The sequence below is a fragment of the Nocardia sp. PLKS1-43 genome, from assembly GCF_059510335.1.
The window spans coordinates 142,949-157,469 of record NZ_JCAJZQ010000011.1; the positions used below are offsets into that span (position 1 = coordinate 142,949).

Sequence of the window (14,521 nt, forward strand, 5' to 3'; positions counted from 1 at the left end):
GCGGGCCGCCGCTGTCAGCCGACTGCGAGCGCGATTCCCGTCAGGATCGACCACAGCAGCATCGCCAGGCCCGTATCGCGCAGCGAGGGAATGAGCCCCGGGCCCTGCTCGCCGCCGCGCACCGGGTTGTTGGAGCGCACCGCGAGCGGCACGGCCAACAGGCCCAGCAGGGTCCACGGGGTGCGCGCGGCCAGCGCCAGCGAGGCGATGAACGGCACCACCATCAGCACCAGGTGCAATGTGCGGGTGCGGGTGTCGCCCAGCCGGACGGCGAGTGTCGTCTTACCGGTCACCGAATCGGTGGGGATGTCGCGCAGATTGTTGGTGACCAGTACCGCGCTGGAGAACGCGCCGACGGCGACCGCGCCGACCGCACCGGCCCAGTCGATCCGGTGCGCCTGTACGAATTGGGTGCCGAGCACCGCGACCAGACCGAAGAAGACGAATACCGCGATCTCGCCGAAACCGCTGTAGCCGTACGGTTTCCGGCCGCCGGTGTAGAACCAGGCTCCGGCCAGGCAGCCCGCGCCGATCAACAGCAGCCACCACGCGGTGGTGAACACCAGCACCAGTCCGACGACCGCTCCGACGCTCAGGCTCGCGATCGCCGCCGCGCGCACCGCGCCCGGCGTGGCCACGCCCGAGCCGACCAGGCGCAGCGGCCCGACCCGCTCGTCGTCGGTGCCGCGGATGCCGTCGGAGTAGTCGTTGGCGTAGTTCACGCCGATGATCAGGGCCAGCGAGACCACCAGGGCCAGCAGGGCCTTCCACCAGACCGCCGCATCCAGGGATGCGGCCGCACCCGTGCCGACCAGGACCGGGGCGATCGCGTTGGGGAGGGTTCGCGGTCGCGCTCCTTCGAGCCACTGTGCTGCACTAGCCATGGGTCGAAGCCTATGCGCATCGCGGTGCCGATGACGGACCACGGGTGGGATGGCAATGGCGTCCCTATCGGTAGCGTTATTTCGATATATCGGAGTATGATGGCGAAGTTCGCGGCGCATGCTGCTTGGGGGTGGTCCCGGCGCTGTGAGCCGAATAACCGGTGGACCGCTCACATACGATGGTGAACGGCATGATTCCTGATCAGAGTGGCCCCGCGGGCGCCGGGACGACGAACACCCGATCGGGTCGAGACCGGGCCGGCGGGCTACCCGGGGGCGCCTCGGTGCGAGTATCGGTCCTGGGTGAGATTGCCCTGTGCCGCGCCGATTCCGGCCTGGCCGCGGTGCCCGGCGCTCGCGCCAGGCTGCTGCTGGCCGCGCTTGCCCTGCATCCGGGCCGCAGCCGCAGCGCGCAGGGGCTGATCGGGGACGTCTGGGGTGAGCAGCCGCCGCGCGCCCCGATGAACGCCCTGCACACTCAGATCTCCCGGTTGCGTTCGGCGCTGCCGGACGGCGCGCTCGAGGTCGGTCCGGCGGGTTATCGGCTGGCCCTCGGCGAGGAGCAGGTCGATCTGACCCTGGCCCGCCGTCTCGAACGGCAGGCCCGGGAGATGCACGCCGCCGGCAGAGACGACCACTGCCTCGATCTGGTCGCGCGCGCCCGCGGGCTGTGGCGCGGTGAGCCGGGTGCGGATCTGCCGCCCGGACCCGTCGCCGACGAACTGGCCGAACTGGCCGCGACCCGCTGGCACGCCCTGGACGGGCTGGAACTCGCCTCGCGGGAGGCCTCCGGGGATCTGGACGGCGCGGTGCGGATCTCCCGGCGGATCGCCGCGGCGCGGCCGCTGGACGAACCCGCGCACGGCACGCTGATGCGGCTGCTCGCCGCGGCCGGACGGGCCAACGAGGCGCTGGAGGTCTTCGCAACCCTGCGGGCGGGCCTGGTGGACGAACTCGGCGCGGATCCGGGGCCGGCGCTGGTCGAGCTGAACGCGGCGATCCTGCGCGGTGAGCCGATGACCGGAACCCAGCACTCGCCCGCGCTTCGGACCGAACCCGTGCCGAACGTCGAACCCGGTGTCGCACAAGAGAATTACGGCCCGCACGGCACGGCGATCGGGTTGCGTGCCGCGCCGAATCAACTGCTGGGCCGCACGGTGGATCTGGGCGCGCTGCAGGATCTGCTCGGCGCGTCGCGGGTGACGACCGTGCTCGGTCCGGGCGGCACCGGAAAAACCAGGGTGGCGAACGAATTGGGCCTGCGGATGACCGCGGTCCTGCCGGTGGCGCTGATCGAGCTGGCCTCGGTGCGGGCCACGCCCGAGGAGGCGCGCGCCGAGGTGGAGGCCGCGATCAGCGCGGCGCTCGGCGTGGCAGAGGCGGCCCGGGACGCATCGGGCCTGTTGCCGGGTCGCAAGGTCGATGCCCGCCGGCGTCTTCGGGACGCGGTCGCAGCGCGGCCGATGCTGCTGATCCTGGACAATTGCGAACATCTCATCGACGCCGTCGCCGAGGTGGTCGCCGACCTGGTCGGCGCCTGTGACCGGCTCACCGTGCTCACCACCAGCCGCGCGCCACTGGAGATCACCGCGGAGACGGTATATCCGTTGCCGCCCTTGGCGATCGACGCGCACGGCTCACCGGCCACCGAACTGTTCGCCACCCGCGCGCGGGCGGTCCGGCCGTCGGTGCGACTTGCCCCGGAGGTGGTCGCGCGGCTGTGCCGCACGCTCGACGGGCTGCCGCTGGCGATCGAACTGGCCGCGGCGCGGGTGCGCACCATGAGCGTCGAGGAGATCGACGCGCGCCTGGAACACCGATTCACCTTGTTGCGCAGCGGAGATCGCACCTCGCCGCAACGTCATCGCACGCTGCACGCGGTGATCGAGTGGAGCTGGAATCTGCTCGACGAGCCGCAGCGGATCGCGCTGCGGCGGCTGTGCCGGTTCCCGGCCGGATTCACCTTCGGCGCGGCGGAGATCGTCGCCGCCGGGCCCGAAATCGGCGATATCGCCGCCGCCGTGGACGGTCTGGTGAGTCAGTCGCTGCTGTCGGTGCTGGACGACGAGGGCGGCGGGATCCGCTACCGAATGCTCGAAACCGTCCGGGAATTCGGCGAGGAGCAGTTGGGCATCGCCGGTGAAGCCGATCCGGTGATGGACCGGATGTCCGAGTGGGCCAGGGAATTCGCGAGCGCGGTGCTGACGAATTACGCCGCCGAGCAGCAGGTTCGGATGGTGGGGCGGGTGAGCACCGAACTGGACAACCTGCTCGCGGTGCTGCGCCACGCCGGCGAAATCGGCGACGCGGCGACCGTCTACACGGTGTTCCCGCTGCCCGGCATGCTGTGGGTGATGCGCGGGGCGCACGGGGAATTCACGGGCTGGTCGGCCCGGGTGCTGGCCGTTCCGCCGCCTCCCGCCGCCGGAACGACGGCCGATGATCTGCAGGTGATCGCGCATGCGCTGGTGGGGATGCACCTGGTGTTCGGCGATACCCGGCTGCGCGATGCGGCGTTGCTGCGAATCCGGTTGCGGCGCTTGCTGCGATCCCCGGCCGCGGTGGTGTCGCCGAGCGCCCGCTTCATCGCGGAGCTGATCTGCGAGCGCCCGACCGCGGTCCGCGTGGCGCGCCGGCTCACCATGGGCGTGCGCTCCACGGACCGCGAGATTCGTTGGGCAGCACGGTTGTTGCGCGCGAACGTGCGAGAGAACGCCGGTGACGTGACCGGGTCGATGCGGGATGCCCAGGGCGCCCTGCGGGATCTGTCTCCCGGTGACGTGTGGGGCTCGGCGATGCTGTATCAGCATCTGGCCCAGTTGATGTCGCAGACCGCGCGATACGGCGAGGCGGCGGTGAACTACCGGCGTTCGGTCGAGGCGCTGCGGCAGTTGCACTCGTTCGACGAGGTCGCCGAGATAGCCAGTTACCTCGCCGTCGTGCTGGTCGGTACGGGCGATCTGGAACGGGCCCGGTGGGAGCTGGAGATGGCGGCCGGATTCGTCGAGGGTGGTGCGGGCCCCGACGATCCGGTCCCGCGCCCGAATCATCGCCGGGCGACCGTTCAGGTCGGTTGGTCCGAACTCGCTCTGGCACAGGGTGATCGGGAGGCCGGGCTGCGGCGCTCGCGCAGTGTGCTGGAGATGCACGGCTGGCCGGACATGCCCATGCGGGGCGGTCCGGGCGCGATCGCCGTTGCCGCCGGAGTACTGGACGCGCACGTGCTGTACGACGCCCTGGACGCGGTGCCCACCCTGGCACAGGAATTGATCGACAACGGCCGCGAACATCTGGGCCACTACATCGATATTCCGCAGATCGGCTCGGTCGCGTTGGCGATCGGCTCGTATCTGCTTGCTGTACAACGTTTTCCGGACACCGCGCGAGAACTGATCGCCCTCGCCCCGAAGGCGATGGCCCGCCAGGACACTCCCAGTATGCGCATCGACCGGCACCTGGCTCACCACGCCGCGGCGACCGCACCGGACCTGATGGCCGAACCGGCCGGCCGCGCCGCGCGGATGGGACGCCGTACGGCCGCCCGGCGCATCCTGGCTCTGCTGGAAGAGGTTTCGGGCAAGGTCTGCTGAAATACCGCTCGGCAGACCCGCGATCGCCCGCCGGAAGGAGCAAAGCCCTTCCGGCGGGCGGTTATTCGGGGAGTCATCACGCTTTGCGCATGTACATCCGCACTGTCAGTGGCGCGAAGACCAGCACCACGACCACCGCGCCGAGCAGCGACCAGGCCAGATGCGGACTGGTGAAGTTGCCGTTGTTCATCAGTTCCCGGCAGGCGTACACCAGATGGGTGACCGGGTTGACGTTCACGAAGCCCTGCAACCAGCCCGGCATGGTCTTGACCGGGACGAACGCGCTGGACATGAACGTCAGCGGGAACAGAATCAGCATCGACACGCCCTGCACCGACGAGGCGCTGTTCATCAGCACGCCCATCAGGGCGAAAATCCAGCTGACCGCGAACGAGCAGGCGACGATCACCACGGCCGCGGTGACGACCCCGAGTACGCCGCCGCCGGGCCGGTAACCCATGATCAGGCCCATCACGATGGTGAGCACGGTGGCGATGCCGTAGCGGACCATATCGGCGGTCAGCGCGCCGGCCAGGGCCGCGATCCGTGCGATCGGCAGTGACTTGAACCGGTCGAATACGCCCTTGTCCATGTCCTCGCGCAGCTGGGTGCCGGTGACGATCGAGGTGGTGATCACCGTCTGCACCAGGATGCCGGGGATGATGACCGGCAGGTAGGAATGCACGTCACCGGAGATCGCCCCGCCGAAGATGTAGGTGAACATCAGCGTGAAGATGATCGGTTGCAGCGTCACGTCGAACAACTGCTCGGGGTTGTGCTTGATCTTCAGGATTCCGCGGTAGGCCATGGTGAGCGAATTCGCCACCGCCTGACGGATCGGAATGTGGTTGCTGACGGCGGGTATGGCGGCACGGGCCGCGCGCCCGCCGACCGCGGGGGAAGCGACAGTGGTGGTCACGCCGCGCTCCTCTCGGAATCGGTTTCGGTGGTATCGGATTCGGCGCCGTGCCCGGTGAGCGCGAAGAACACCTCGTCCAGGCTCGGCTTGCTGACGTTGATCTCCTCGACGCGAATATCGTTGTCCCGCAGCCAGATCAACAGGTCTGCGGTGATGCTCGCATCGTGCAGCGGGGTGGTGATCCGTCCGGCTTCCGGGCTGACGGCGGTTTCGACCGGCTTGCCGCTGGAGCGGGTGAGGAACTCGTCGATCAGCTCGCCCGCCCTGGTGAGCAGTGCACGATCGGACAGGGTCAATTGCAGTGTGGACAGACCGACCGACGCCTTCAGCTCGTCGGAGGTGCCGTCGGCGATCAATCGGCCGTGGTCGATGACCGCGATCCGGTCGGCGAGCTGATCGGCCTCGTCCAGGTATTGGGTGGTCAGCAGCACCGTCGCGCCCTCGCGGACCAGCCGCCGGATGGTCTCCCACATCTGCGCGCGGGTGCGCGGATCCAGGCCGGTGGTGGGCTCGTCCAGGAACAGCAGCGGCGGGGTCGAGATCAGACTCGCGGCCAGATCGAGCCGCCGCCGCATACCGCCGGAGAAGTTCTCCAGCGGTTTGGTCGCGGCGTCGGTCAGCCCGAATTCCTCGAGCAGATCGGCCGAACGACGTCGCGCCTCGGACCGGCTCAGCCCCAGCAGCCGGGAGAAGATGATCAAATTCTCTGTGGCACTGAGCTTTTCGTCCACCGAAGCGTACTGCCCGGTGACGCCGATCAGTGAGCGGACCGCGGTGGGCTCGGCGACGACGTCGTGGCCGAAGATCCGGGCGCTGCCCCCGTCCGGGCGCAGCAGGGTGGCGAGCATGCGGATGGTGGTGGTCTTACCGGCTCCGTTGGGTCCGAGCACGCCGTACACGGCGCCCTGCGGCACCGCCAGGCTCACGCCGTCGACGGCCCGCTGTTCCCCGAAGACCTTGACCAGCCCGTCCGCCTCGATAGCGAGTGCATCAGCAGGTGCGTAGGAAGTCATGGCACCACTGTGCGGGGCCGGTCTTGCATACCCCTTGCGTGCATATTGCGTGAGCGCCACGTTGCGGCGATAACGCCGACCTCGAGAGTCGGGGCCCGGGTCGATTCTGGACTGACGGAGCGGGGGCGAAGCGGAGAAGGGCGGAATCGGCCCTCAGGGGGCCCCGACTCCGCCGGAGCGAAGCGGAGGCCGAATATCAGTGCTGAGCAGTCGTTCGCGCAGTGCCGCGCGGTCGGGTTTGCCCGGTCCGCGCATCGGGATCTCTTCCAGCAGCGCCAGCTCGCGCGGCGCGGCCGTGGCATCGAGTTCGGCGATCACGAAATCGCGGATCTCCTCGAGCGTCGGGGCCGCGCCCGGCACCGGAACCACCGCCACGGCCACTCGCTGGCCGAGGCGCTCGTCCGGAAGGCCCAGGATCACACATTCGGCGATGGCCGGATGGTGCGCCAGTACGGCCTCCACGACCTGCGGAATGACCAGCAGGCCGCCGGTGGTGATGGCCTCGTCCAGGCGTCCGGTGATGGTGAGCACGCCGTCGGTGAACGTGCCGGCGTCGTCGGTGCGGAACCAGCCCGGTTCGGCGAAGGCGGGATGGTCCGGGATACCGCGATACCCCTTGGCGAGCATCGCGCCGCCCAGCAGTACCCGACCGTCCTGGATGCGCACGTTCATCCCGGTCAGCGGAACCCCGTCGTAGACGCAGCCGCCGCAGGTCTCACTCGAACCGTAGGTGCGCACGACGGTGATTCCGGCGGCCCGGGCTCGTTCGAGCACCGGACGCGGGGTCGCCGCGCCGCCGACCAGAACAGCGTCCAGGGTGGCCAGGGCCGCCGCGCACGCCGGATCGTCCAGGGCCTTGATCAGCTGCGTCGGGACCAGGGATGTGTAGCGGCGCTCGCCGGTCATCCCGGCGATGGCGCTGGCCAGACCGCCGGGCAGGAATCCGTCCGAGACGTCCAGGACAGCGGGTTCGGTGCCGGCCTGGATGCCGCGCATCAGCACCTGCAGTCCGGCGATGTGATGGGTGGGCAGCGCCAGCAGCCACTGGCCCGGTCCGCCCAGACGTTCGTGCGTGGCTTCGCCGCTCGCGCGCAGCGCCGAGGCGGTGAGCATGGCGCCCTTGGGCACGCCGGTGGTGCCGGACGTGGTCACCACCAGGGCGACGTCGTCATCGATCGGTTCGCCCGGGCTCAGGGCGCTGGACAGCCGGGTGGTCTCCCGCCGGTCGCCGCCCGGTACGGGCAGCCATGCCGGACCGCTGCCCGCCAGGGCGTCGCGCAGATGCGGCAGGACATCGCCGACCGCGGCTCCGGTAGGCATGGGGAGGGTCCGCAGAGTGCTCACGTTCGCGATGGTGTCATGTCGGGGCCGACGACCCGGTCAGGGGTCCCCGCCTCCCTTCGGTTAACTCAGGGGTCGAGGGGGCAGTCCGACGTCGGTGTCGCCAGTGGCCAGCCGCCGGCTTCGAGCCGGGAGGTCACTCGTGCGTTATCGTCCTCGCCCGGCAGCTCTTTGGCAACTCGGCCGATCGCGTCCCCGATCTCGTGCGGGGCGATCCAACGGTCGTTGACGTTGCGCGCGTGCACCGGATCACGGCGCGAACGCGGATACATGTATCCCGACAGCAACACCAGCAGCGCGAACACCACCGCCACGCCGGGCAGACCGCCGATGACCTGGGCCAGCGCCCAGCAGGTCGCCCCCGCCACCCCGGCCAGCGGCAGGGTGGACAACCAGGCCACCACCATGCGGCCCAGGACGTTCCAGCGCACCTCGGCCTCCGGACGGCCCAGTCCGGTACCCAGGATCGCGCCGGTGACGGTCTGCGTCGTCGACAGCGGCAGCCCGAAGTGCGCGGAGGTGAGGATGATCGCCGCACTGGTCGATTCCGCGGCCAGACCCTGGGGCGGGCTGATGTCGACCAGACCTTTGCCCAGGGTGCGGATGATTCGCCAGCCGCCCAGGGCGGTTCCGGCCGAGATGGCCACCGCGCACGCGACGATGACCCACAGCGGCAGCGAATCCGACGGCGTGCGCGAGCCGTAGGCGATCAGGGCGAGAAAGATGATGCCCATCGTCTTCTGCGCGTCGTTGGTGCCGTGGGCGAGTGACACCAGTGACGCCGAACCGATCTGACCCAGCGGAATCCGCGATTCACCACCCCAACGTGCGCTACGGCGATCGGAACCGACCATCGGGTCTGTTCGGCCGAGATTCTTCGAGTCGACGTCCAGCGCTGATTGCCAATAATTAGCTGCCATTCAGTCCTTCTGCGGCCGCGTGTCCCGCCGCAGTGGATGGTCCGCCGGCACCTCGACCAGCACGATCGGCACGTCGTCCGGATCGTGCAACCACATCTCGATCAGGCCCCACGGTTCCCGCACCGGTTCGCGGTCGAGCGCGACGCCTCGCCCGGCCAGTGCGGCCGCCGTCTCCTTCGCGTCGCGCACCTGCAACCACAGCGCACCGGCGAATCCGGTGCGCGCATCGGCGGCGCGTGCGTGGCCGGCCACCTCGATCAACGACTGTCCCGCGAAGAACACCGTCCCGCCCGGATACTCCCGCGCGACCGCCAACTCCAGCCCGTCCCGATAGAACCGTACGGTTCGCTCGTAATCCACCGGCCGCAGAATGACGCGACTGCTCAGTATGTCCACTCTTGAAGCGTAGGGGCGAGTTGCCCGGCGCGAACCGCCTTTCGCCCTCGCCCGGCAGCGATCCGCGAGGCGTGTCGGCGGGTGCGGGCCGCGGCGCGGTGATGCGGGGGCAAGATGGCGATGTGTTCAATGCGAAGCTGTGGGAGCCCGTGGAGGGGTTCGAGGATCTGACCGACATCACGTATCACCGGCATATCGAGCAGGGGACCGTGCGGGTGGCGTTCGACCGGCCCGAGGTGCGCAACGCGTTTCGGCCGCACACCGTGGACGAGCTGTATCGGGCGCTGGACCACGCGCGAATGACCTCGGACGTGGGCGCGGTGCTGCTGACCGGCAACGGGCCGAGCCCCAAGGACGGTGGCTGGGCGTTCTGTTCGGGCGGAGATCAGCGGATCCGGGGACGTAGCGGATATCAGTACGCGTCGGGGGAGACCGCGGAGACCGTGGACAAGGCCCGGGCCGGGCGGTTGCACATCCTGGAGGTGCAGCGGCTGATCCGGTTCATGCCCAAGGTGGTCATCGCGCTGGTGAACGGATGGGCCGCGGGCGGCGGGCACAGTCTGCACGTGGTGTGCGATCTGACCCTGGCCAGCCGCGAGCACGCCCGGTTCAAGCAGACCGACGCGGATGTGGGCAGTTTCGACGCCGGGTACGGCAGTGCGTATCTGGCGAAGATGGTGGGGCAGAAGTTCGCGCGGGAGATCTTCTTCCTCGGCCGTGCGTACACCGCGGAGGAGATGCACCACATGGGTGCGGTCAACGCGGTGGTCGACCACGATCGGCTCGAGGACGAGGCACTGGAGTGGACCGCGCGGATTCTCGGCAAGTCGCCGCAGGCCCAGCGGATGTTGAAGTACGCGTTCAATCTGACCGATGACGGGCTGGTCGGTCAGCAATTGTTCGCCGGTGAGGCAACCCGCCTGGGATACATGACCGACGAGGCCGTCGAGGGCCGTGACGCGTTCCTGGAGAAGCGCGCACCCGACTGGTCGCCGTATCCCTGGTACTTCTGAAATCCCAGTTCAGCCGTCTGTCTGATGGATCACCTACCGGCCAGTTCGATTGGACGGTGTAAGAATGCGAGCTACCGTGCAGATATGAGTGAACGCACCGAGCCGTTGATCGACAGGAGTGCGATCGATCCGGATCGTTACGCCGAGCACGGCGGATTTCCCAAGGTCGCCGAGGCCGAGCCGGGCCCGAACTTCGCGCCGTTCGTGGACGCCATGCGTACGCTGCAGGATCTCGCGGTCTCGGTGGACTGCCCGGACGAGGTGTTCGGCGAGGCGCTCGAGCGAGTGCGCCGGCTCAACGATCTGCTCGAGCCGTATCGCGCGCCGGAGACCGTCGGCCCGGCCGGACGGGTGAGCACTTTGCCAGGGCGGGGAAGTCTGCTCATGCCGCCGTGGCAGATCGTCGAGGCGGGCCCGACCGGCGTGTCGATGCGCGGCGAATTTCGTCGCTACCACCTCGGCGGCAACAGCGCCGTGCACGGCGGCGTCCTGCCGCTGCTGTTCGACGATCTGTTCGGCTCGCTCGTGCACTACGCCGGGCGGCCGATCAGCCGCACGGCGTTTCTGCACGTCAACTACCGCAAGGTCACGCCGCTGCACACTCCGCTGACGGTCGAGGGAACGATCGATCGGGCCGAGGGACGCAAGAGTTTCGTCAGCGCGCGGCTGCGTGACGAATCCGATAACTTGCTCGCGGAATGTGAAGGGCTGATGGTGCAATTGCTGCCCTGGCAGCCATAGTTGGTGCAGGACAGTGTGCCTGGATCGTCCGGTGCGTATAGTTGCGTGCGCTCGCTCATCGAAAATCAATCCGGAGGAACCTGAAAGTGGTTGCAGCACTGTCTGAATCCCTGCTCGACGACGCCAAGCGTCCGGCATTCCTGGCCGACGCCAAAGAGGTGCTGGACGCAGAGGTGTCGGATAAGGGTGGCGCCTCGGGCCTCGCCGTCAAGGGCGGATACGCCGCGGTGAAGAAGGTCAGCCCGACGATCGTCTCGGATGCGCTGGAATCGTTCGTGCCCAAGTTCGTCGAGAAGCTCGAGCCGTACTGGGCCGAATTCCAGAACAACGGCGGCGGCAGCTTTGCCGATCTGCTCGTCGCCAAGCAGGACGAGGTCGCCGAGGCACTGCTGGCAGTGACCGACGCGCGGGCCGAGAGCTCTTCGCGTCCGGCGCTGCAGAAGGTCTACTCCTCGCTGCGGTCCTCGGCCAAGAAGAATGTCGTCGAGGCGCTTCCGCGGGTCGGCGACCTGGTTCAGCGTCACGCTGGCTGATCGGCGCACAGCCTTCGGTGTCCGCTTCCCGGCGGCCCGAAGGCTCACCCCTGGCCCGCTGTGAGCGGGTCCACGCACCACGACCGGGAACAGTCTGACAGGGTGGTGGTGTGAATCCTTCGACAGCGCAGGCCCAGGTCGTCGTCGACGAATTGGCGCGCGGTGGCGTGCGGGACGTCGTGCTGTGTCCGGGCTCGCGCAACGCGCCGCTGGCTTTCGCTCTGCAAGCAGCCGATGCCGCGGGCCGGCTGCGGCTGCACATGCGCATCGACGAACGCACCGCCGGATTCTTGGCGATCGGCCTGGCGGTGGCCAGCGGCTGTCCCGTGCCGGTGGTGATGACCTCGGGCACCGCGGTGGCCAATCTGGGCCCGGCCGTATTGGAGGCCAATTACGCGCGCCAGCCGCTGATCGTGCTCAGCGCCAACCGTCCCTACGAGATGCTGGGCAGCGGGGCCAATCAGACCGTCGAGCAGTTCGGCCTGTTCGGCTCGCAGGTGCGGTTGTCGAACAGTCTGGGGCTGGCCGAGCAGGAGGACGGCTATCGGCGGCAGAACAGCGTCTGGCGGGCGGCGGTGTGCCGGGTTCTGGCCGCGGCGCGCGGCACTCGTTCGGGCAATGCCGGTCCGGTGCAGCTCGATATCCCGCTCCGGGAGCCGCTGGTTCCCGATCTCGCGCCGGGCGAACTCGTCCCGCCCGGACGCCCCGACGGGTCCGCTTGGACCGCAACGCAATACGCGACACTCGACGTTCCGCTGGAACTCGATCTGACCCCGGACACCGTGGTCATCTCCGGGCACGGCGCGGGCCTTCGCCCCGAACTCGCCGATCTGCCGACCGTGGCCGAGCCGACCGCCCCGCGGCACGGCCCGGCTCTGCATCCGCTGGCGTTGCCGCTGCTGAAGCCGCGTCAGGCGATCATCACCGGGCGGCCGACCCTGCATCGGCAGGTGTCCCGGGTGCTCGCCGATCCGGAGGTCGACGTGTTCGCGCTGACCACGGGTCCGCGCTGGCCCGACGTGTCCGGCAATGTGATCGGCACCGGGACCCGCGCGATCACCCGCGGCGCACCCGATCCGGCATGGCTGGAACGCTGCCGCACGCTCAACGCCAAGGCCGCCGGCGTGGTGCGCGACGAGCTGGCCCGCCACCCCAAGCCGACGGGCCTGCACGTTGCCGCGGTCGTGATGGACGGGCTGCGCGAGGGTGATCAGCTCCTGCTGGGCGCGTCGAATCCGGTACGGGACGCGGCGCTGGTCTCCCATCCGCGGCCCGGGATCACGGTGATGTCCAATCGCGGCGTCGCGGGTATCGACGGCACGGTGTCGACTGCGGTCGGCGCGGCGCTGAGCCATCCCGGCCGCACCATCGCCCTGATCGGCGACCTGACCTTCCTGCACGATGCCTCGGGCCTGCTCATCGGTCCCGGCGAGCCCCGTCCGGAAGACCTCACCATCGTGGTCGCCAACGATGACGGCGGTGGCATCTTCGAACTCCTCGAACAGGGCGACCCGCAATACGCGGGCGTATTCGAGCGCGTCTTCGGCACGCCGCACGGCATGGATCTGGCGGCCATGTGCGCGGCCTACCGCGTCCCGCATCGCCAGGTCGACCCGGCCGAACTCGCGGTCGAGCTGACCGGGCACGCACACGGGATGCGGGTGCTAGAGGTGGCTACCGAACGGTCGAGCCTGCGCGAGTTGCACGCGACCGTGCGTTCGGGCATCGACGGGTAGGCCCGCCGCGGTCAGTACTCGCTGTCGGATTCCTCCACGTAGTCGTCGTCGAGCGGCACTTCCAGGGCCTGCTCGATGACGTCGGCCTCGGCGGCCTCGCGGTCGGCTGCGGTCGAAGGGAGTTCGGGCGCGGACTCCTCATCCTCGCGGTATGCCGGGGCGGACTGCTCGGCGAGATCGGCTTCGGGAACGTCGTCGATGGCGGCGATGTGATCGGTCATCGGGGTGCTCCTGTCCGTCGTGGGCTGTTCGCCCGCAATTGCGGTACCTACGAGAATCCTCCGTTCGGGAGAAGCTGGCAACCAGCGGGCGATCCGGCGTGGTCCGCGCAGGGCCGTCCTCAGCGCTGGTCGGGACGGATTTCCGCGGGCCCGTCATTCGCCCGGCATCGGTCCCGCCTCGGCCGGATATTCCACCAGTGCGAGCGTGCGGCCGGCCATGAATCGCGCCGTCCGCACGGGCACGCCGGTGCGTGTCACCTCGCTGACCTCGACCACGCCGCGCGCGATCCGCACCTCGACCCGCCGACCCGCCCGGGTGGCGGCCACCTCGTAGTTTCGAGAACCGCCGCCGATATCGACGACGATCTCCACGCGATCACCCTTCATCCTCCAATTCTCCTCGCTACCAGGGGTTTCCGCGCTAACGAGTGTGTTGCGGGATGGTGCTGCACGCACATTCACGCCCGCACCGATGAAATCGGCCCCGGCGGTTCGTCTGCATTGCCGAGGGCCCGGTGCGTCCGGGCCGACGCACGCGAGGAGAGCCATGACCACACCGATGTTCGATCTGGAGCATGCCGCGACACTGCTGGGGCAGGTGGTGGCCGGTATCGACGACGATCAGCTCAGCGCCCGCACGCCCACCGCGATGACGGTCGGCGAGATGGTGCAGCACGTGCTCGGATTCACCGAGGGGTTCCGGCAGGGAGCTACGAAGGAGAGCGTCGGCGCGTCGGTGCCGCCTTCACAGGCCGCCCCGCAAACTCTGCCGCAGGATTGGCGCTCCCGGGTCCCGGCGCAGTCGAAGGCGCTGGTCGCGGCGTGGCGTGAACCGGCTGCCTGGGAGGGCGAGACCGAGGTCGGCGGCGCCACCGCTCCCGCGCCGCAGATGGCTCGTTTCGCCTTGGACGAGCTGATCGTGCACGGCTGGGATCTGGCCAGAGCCACCGGACAAGGTTTCGCGCCCGCCGAGCAGGACCTGGTGATCCTGCTCGAAATGCTCGGCGACACTCCGCCCGAGGGCGTCCCCGGCCTGTTCGGTCCCAGAGTCCCCGTCCCCCCGGACGCCGCACTGCTGGACCGCGTGATCGGACTCACCGGCCGCGACCCGGCCTGGCACTGAACTCCGCCCGGCCGATCTTCGCACCCGACCGCGCCAACGTCGTCGGCCCGTCGCGCTGCAGACTCGTGACGCGTTGGCGCACAGGGCAGAT

Annotated in this window: 13 protein-coding genes and 1 pseudogene; 6 read left to right on the top strand and 8 right to left on the bottom strand. The window is 69.2% G+C overall.

What is annotated here, in order from left to right; translation table 11 throughout:
* Positions 1-14: 14 nt before the first annotated feature.
* Complete coding sequence (locus tag AC5WS7_RS30880) at positions 15-884, bottom strand: 1,4-dihydroxy-2-naphthoate polyprenyltransferase (RefSeq protein WP_495958119.1); 870 nt, start codon at positions 882-884, stop codon at positions 15-17.
* 284 nt (positions 885-1,168) lie between these two features.
* Between AC5WS7_RS30880 and AC5WS7_RS30885 the strand changes: the two genes are divergently transcribed.
* Complete coding sequence (locus tag AC5WS7_RS30885) at positions 1,169-4,474, top strand: AfsR/SARP family transcriptional regulator (RefSeq protein WP_495958120.1); 3,306 nt, start codon at positions 1,169-1,171, stop codon at positions 4,472-4,474.
* 76 nt (positions 4,475-4,550) lie between these two features.
* Here the strand turns inward: AC5WS7_RS30885 and AC5WS7_RS30890 are convergent, their stop codons facing one another.
* The 5 genes and pseudogenes from AC5WS7_RS30890 to AC5WS7_RS30910 form a co-directional block, all read right to left on the bottom strand.
* Positions 4,551-5,393: an ABC transporter permease gene (locus AC5WS7_RS30890; RefSeq protein WP_495958121.1), complete on the bottom strand. Its 843-nt coding sequence runs from the start codon at positions 5,391-5,393 to the stop codon at positions 4,551-4,553.
* Positions 5,390-6,406 (bottom strand): ATP-binding cassette domain-containing protein, encoded by a 1,017-nt coding sequence (locus tag AC5WS7_RS30895; protein ID WP_495958122.1) that lies wholly within the window; start codon positions 6,404-6,406, stop codon positions 5,390-5,392. The genes AC5WS7_RS30890 and AC5WS7_RS30895 overlap by 4 nt, the downstream gene beginning before the upstream one ends.
* 153 nt (positions 6,407-6,559) lie before the next feature.
* The gene (menE, locus tag AC5WS7_RS30900; RefSeq protein WP_495958123.1) at positions 6,560-7,750 is read right to left on the bottom strand and encodes an o-succinylbenzoate--CoA ligase; all 1,191 of its coding nucleotides are present in this window, start codon (positions 7,748-7,750) and stop codon (positions 6,560-6,562) included.
* 65 nt (positions 7,751-7,815) lie between these two features.
* Positions 7,816-8,544 (bottom strand): annotated as a pseudogene (locus tag AC5WS7_RS30905) (inorganic phosphate transporter); the annotation flags it as partial.
* 123 nt (positions 8,545-8,667) lie between these two features.
* Entirely contained in the window at positions 8,668-9,063 is a 396-nt protein-coding gene (locus AC5WS7_RS30910) for a VOC family protein (protein WP_495958124.1), read from the bottom strand.
* 101 nt (positions 9,064-9,164) lie between these two features.
* On the opposite strand from AC5WS7_RS30910, the gene AC5WS7_RS30915 reads away from it, so the two are divergent.
* The 4 genes from AC5WS7_RS30915 to menD all read left to right on the top strand — a co-directional run bounded on the left by AC5WS7_RS30915 (position 9,165) and on the right by menD (position 13,086).
* A complete protein-coding gene (locus tag AC5WS7_RS30915) occupies positions 9,165-10,076 on the top strand; it encodes a 1,4-dihydroxy-2-naphthoyl-CoA synthase (RefSeq protein WP_495958236.1) in 912 nt (303 codons plus the stop codon).
* 84 nt (positions 10,077-10,160) lie between these two features.
* Positions 10,161-10,817: a PaaI family thioesterase gene (locus AC5WS7_RS30920; protein WP_495958125.1), complete on the top strand. Its 657-nt coding sequence runs from the start codon at positions 10,161-10,163 to the stop codon at positions 10,815-10,817.
* 86 nt (positions 10,818-10,903) lie between these two features.
* Positions 10,904-11,350 (top strand): DUF6918 family protein, encoded by a 447-nt coding sequence (locus AC5WS7_RS30925; protein WP_495958126.1) that lies wholly within the window; start codon positions 10,904-10,906, stop codon positions 11,348-11,350.
* Between the two features lie 110 nt (positions 11,351-11,460).
* Complete coding sequence (gene menD, locus AC5WS7_RS30930; protein ID WP_495958127.1) at positions 11,461-13,086, top strand: 2-succinyl-5-enolpyruvyl-6-hydroxy-3-cyclohexene-1-carboxylic-acid synthase; 1,626 nt, start codon at positions 11,461-11,463, stop codon at positions 13,084-13,086.
* A gap of 11 nt (positions 13,087-13,097) precedes the next feature.
* Here menD and AC5WS7_RS30935 read toward each other — a convergent pair whose 3' ends face one another.
* Complete coding sequence (locus AC5WS7_RS30935; protein WP_495958128.1) at positions 13,098-13,307, bottom strand: Rv3202a family protein; 210 nt, start codon at positions 13,305-13,307, stop codon at positions 13,098-13,100.
* A gap of 153 nt (positions 13,308-13,460) precedes the next feature.
* Positions 13,461-13,694, bottom strand: a complete 234-nt coding sequence (locus tag AC5WS7_RS30940) for a DUF8836 family protein (RefSeq protein ID WP_067896564.1) — start codon at positions 13,692-13,694, stop codon at positions 13,461-13,463.
* A gap of 160 nt (positions 13,695-13,854) precedes the next feature.
* Here AC5WS7_RS30940 and AC5WS7_RS30945 point away from each other — a divergent pair, with 160 nt between their 5' ends.
* Complete coding sequence (locus tag AC5WS7_RS30945) at positions 13,855-14,430, top strand: TIGR03086 family metal-binding protein (protein WP_495958129.1); 576 nt, start codon at positions 13,855-13,857, stop codon at positions 14,428-14,430.
* The last annotated feature ends 91 nt before the right edge of the window (positions 14,431-14,521 follow it).

Excerpts from the sequence above, each read along its gene's own strand:
- AC5WS7_RS30880 (WP_495958119.1), bottom strand. The coding sequence starts at position 884 with ATGGCTAGTGCAGCACAGTGGCTCGAAGGAGCGCGACCGCGAACCCTC.
- AC5WS7_RS30895 (WP_495958122.1), bottom strand. The coding sequence starts at position 6,406 with ATGACTTCCTACGCACCTGCTGATGCACTCGCTATCGAGGCGGACGGG.
- AC5WS7_RS30915 (WP_495958236.1), top strand. The coding sequence starts at position 9,165 with ATGCGGGGGCAAGATGGCGATGTGTTCAATGCGAAGCTGTGGGAGCCC.
- AC5WS7_RS30920 (WP_495958125.1), top strand. The coding sequence starts at position 10,161 with ATGAGTGAACGCACCGAGCCGTTGATCGACAGGAGTGCGATCGATCCG.
- AC5WS7_RS30935 (WP_495958128.1), bottom strand. The coding sequence starts at position 13,307 with ATGACCGATCACATCGCCGCCATCGACGACGTTCCCGAAGCCGATCTC.
- AC5WS7_RS30940 (WP_067896564.1), bottom strand. The coding sequence starts at position 13,694 with ATGAAGGGTGATCGCGTGGAGATCGTCGTCGATATCGGCGGCGGTTCT.
- AC5WS7_RS30945 (WP_495958129.1), top strand. The coding sequence starts at position 13,855 with ATGACCACACCGATGTTCGATCTGGAGCATGCCGCGACACTGCTGGGG.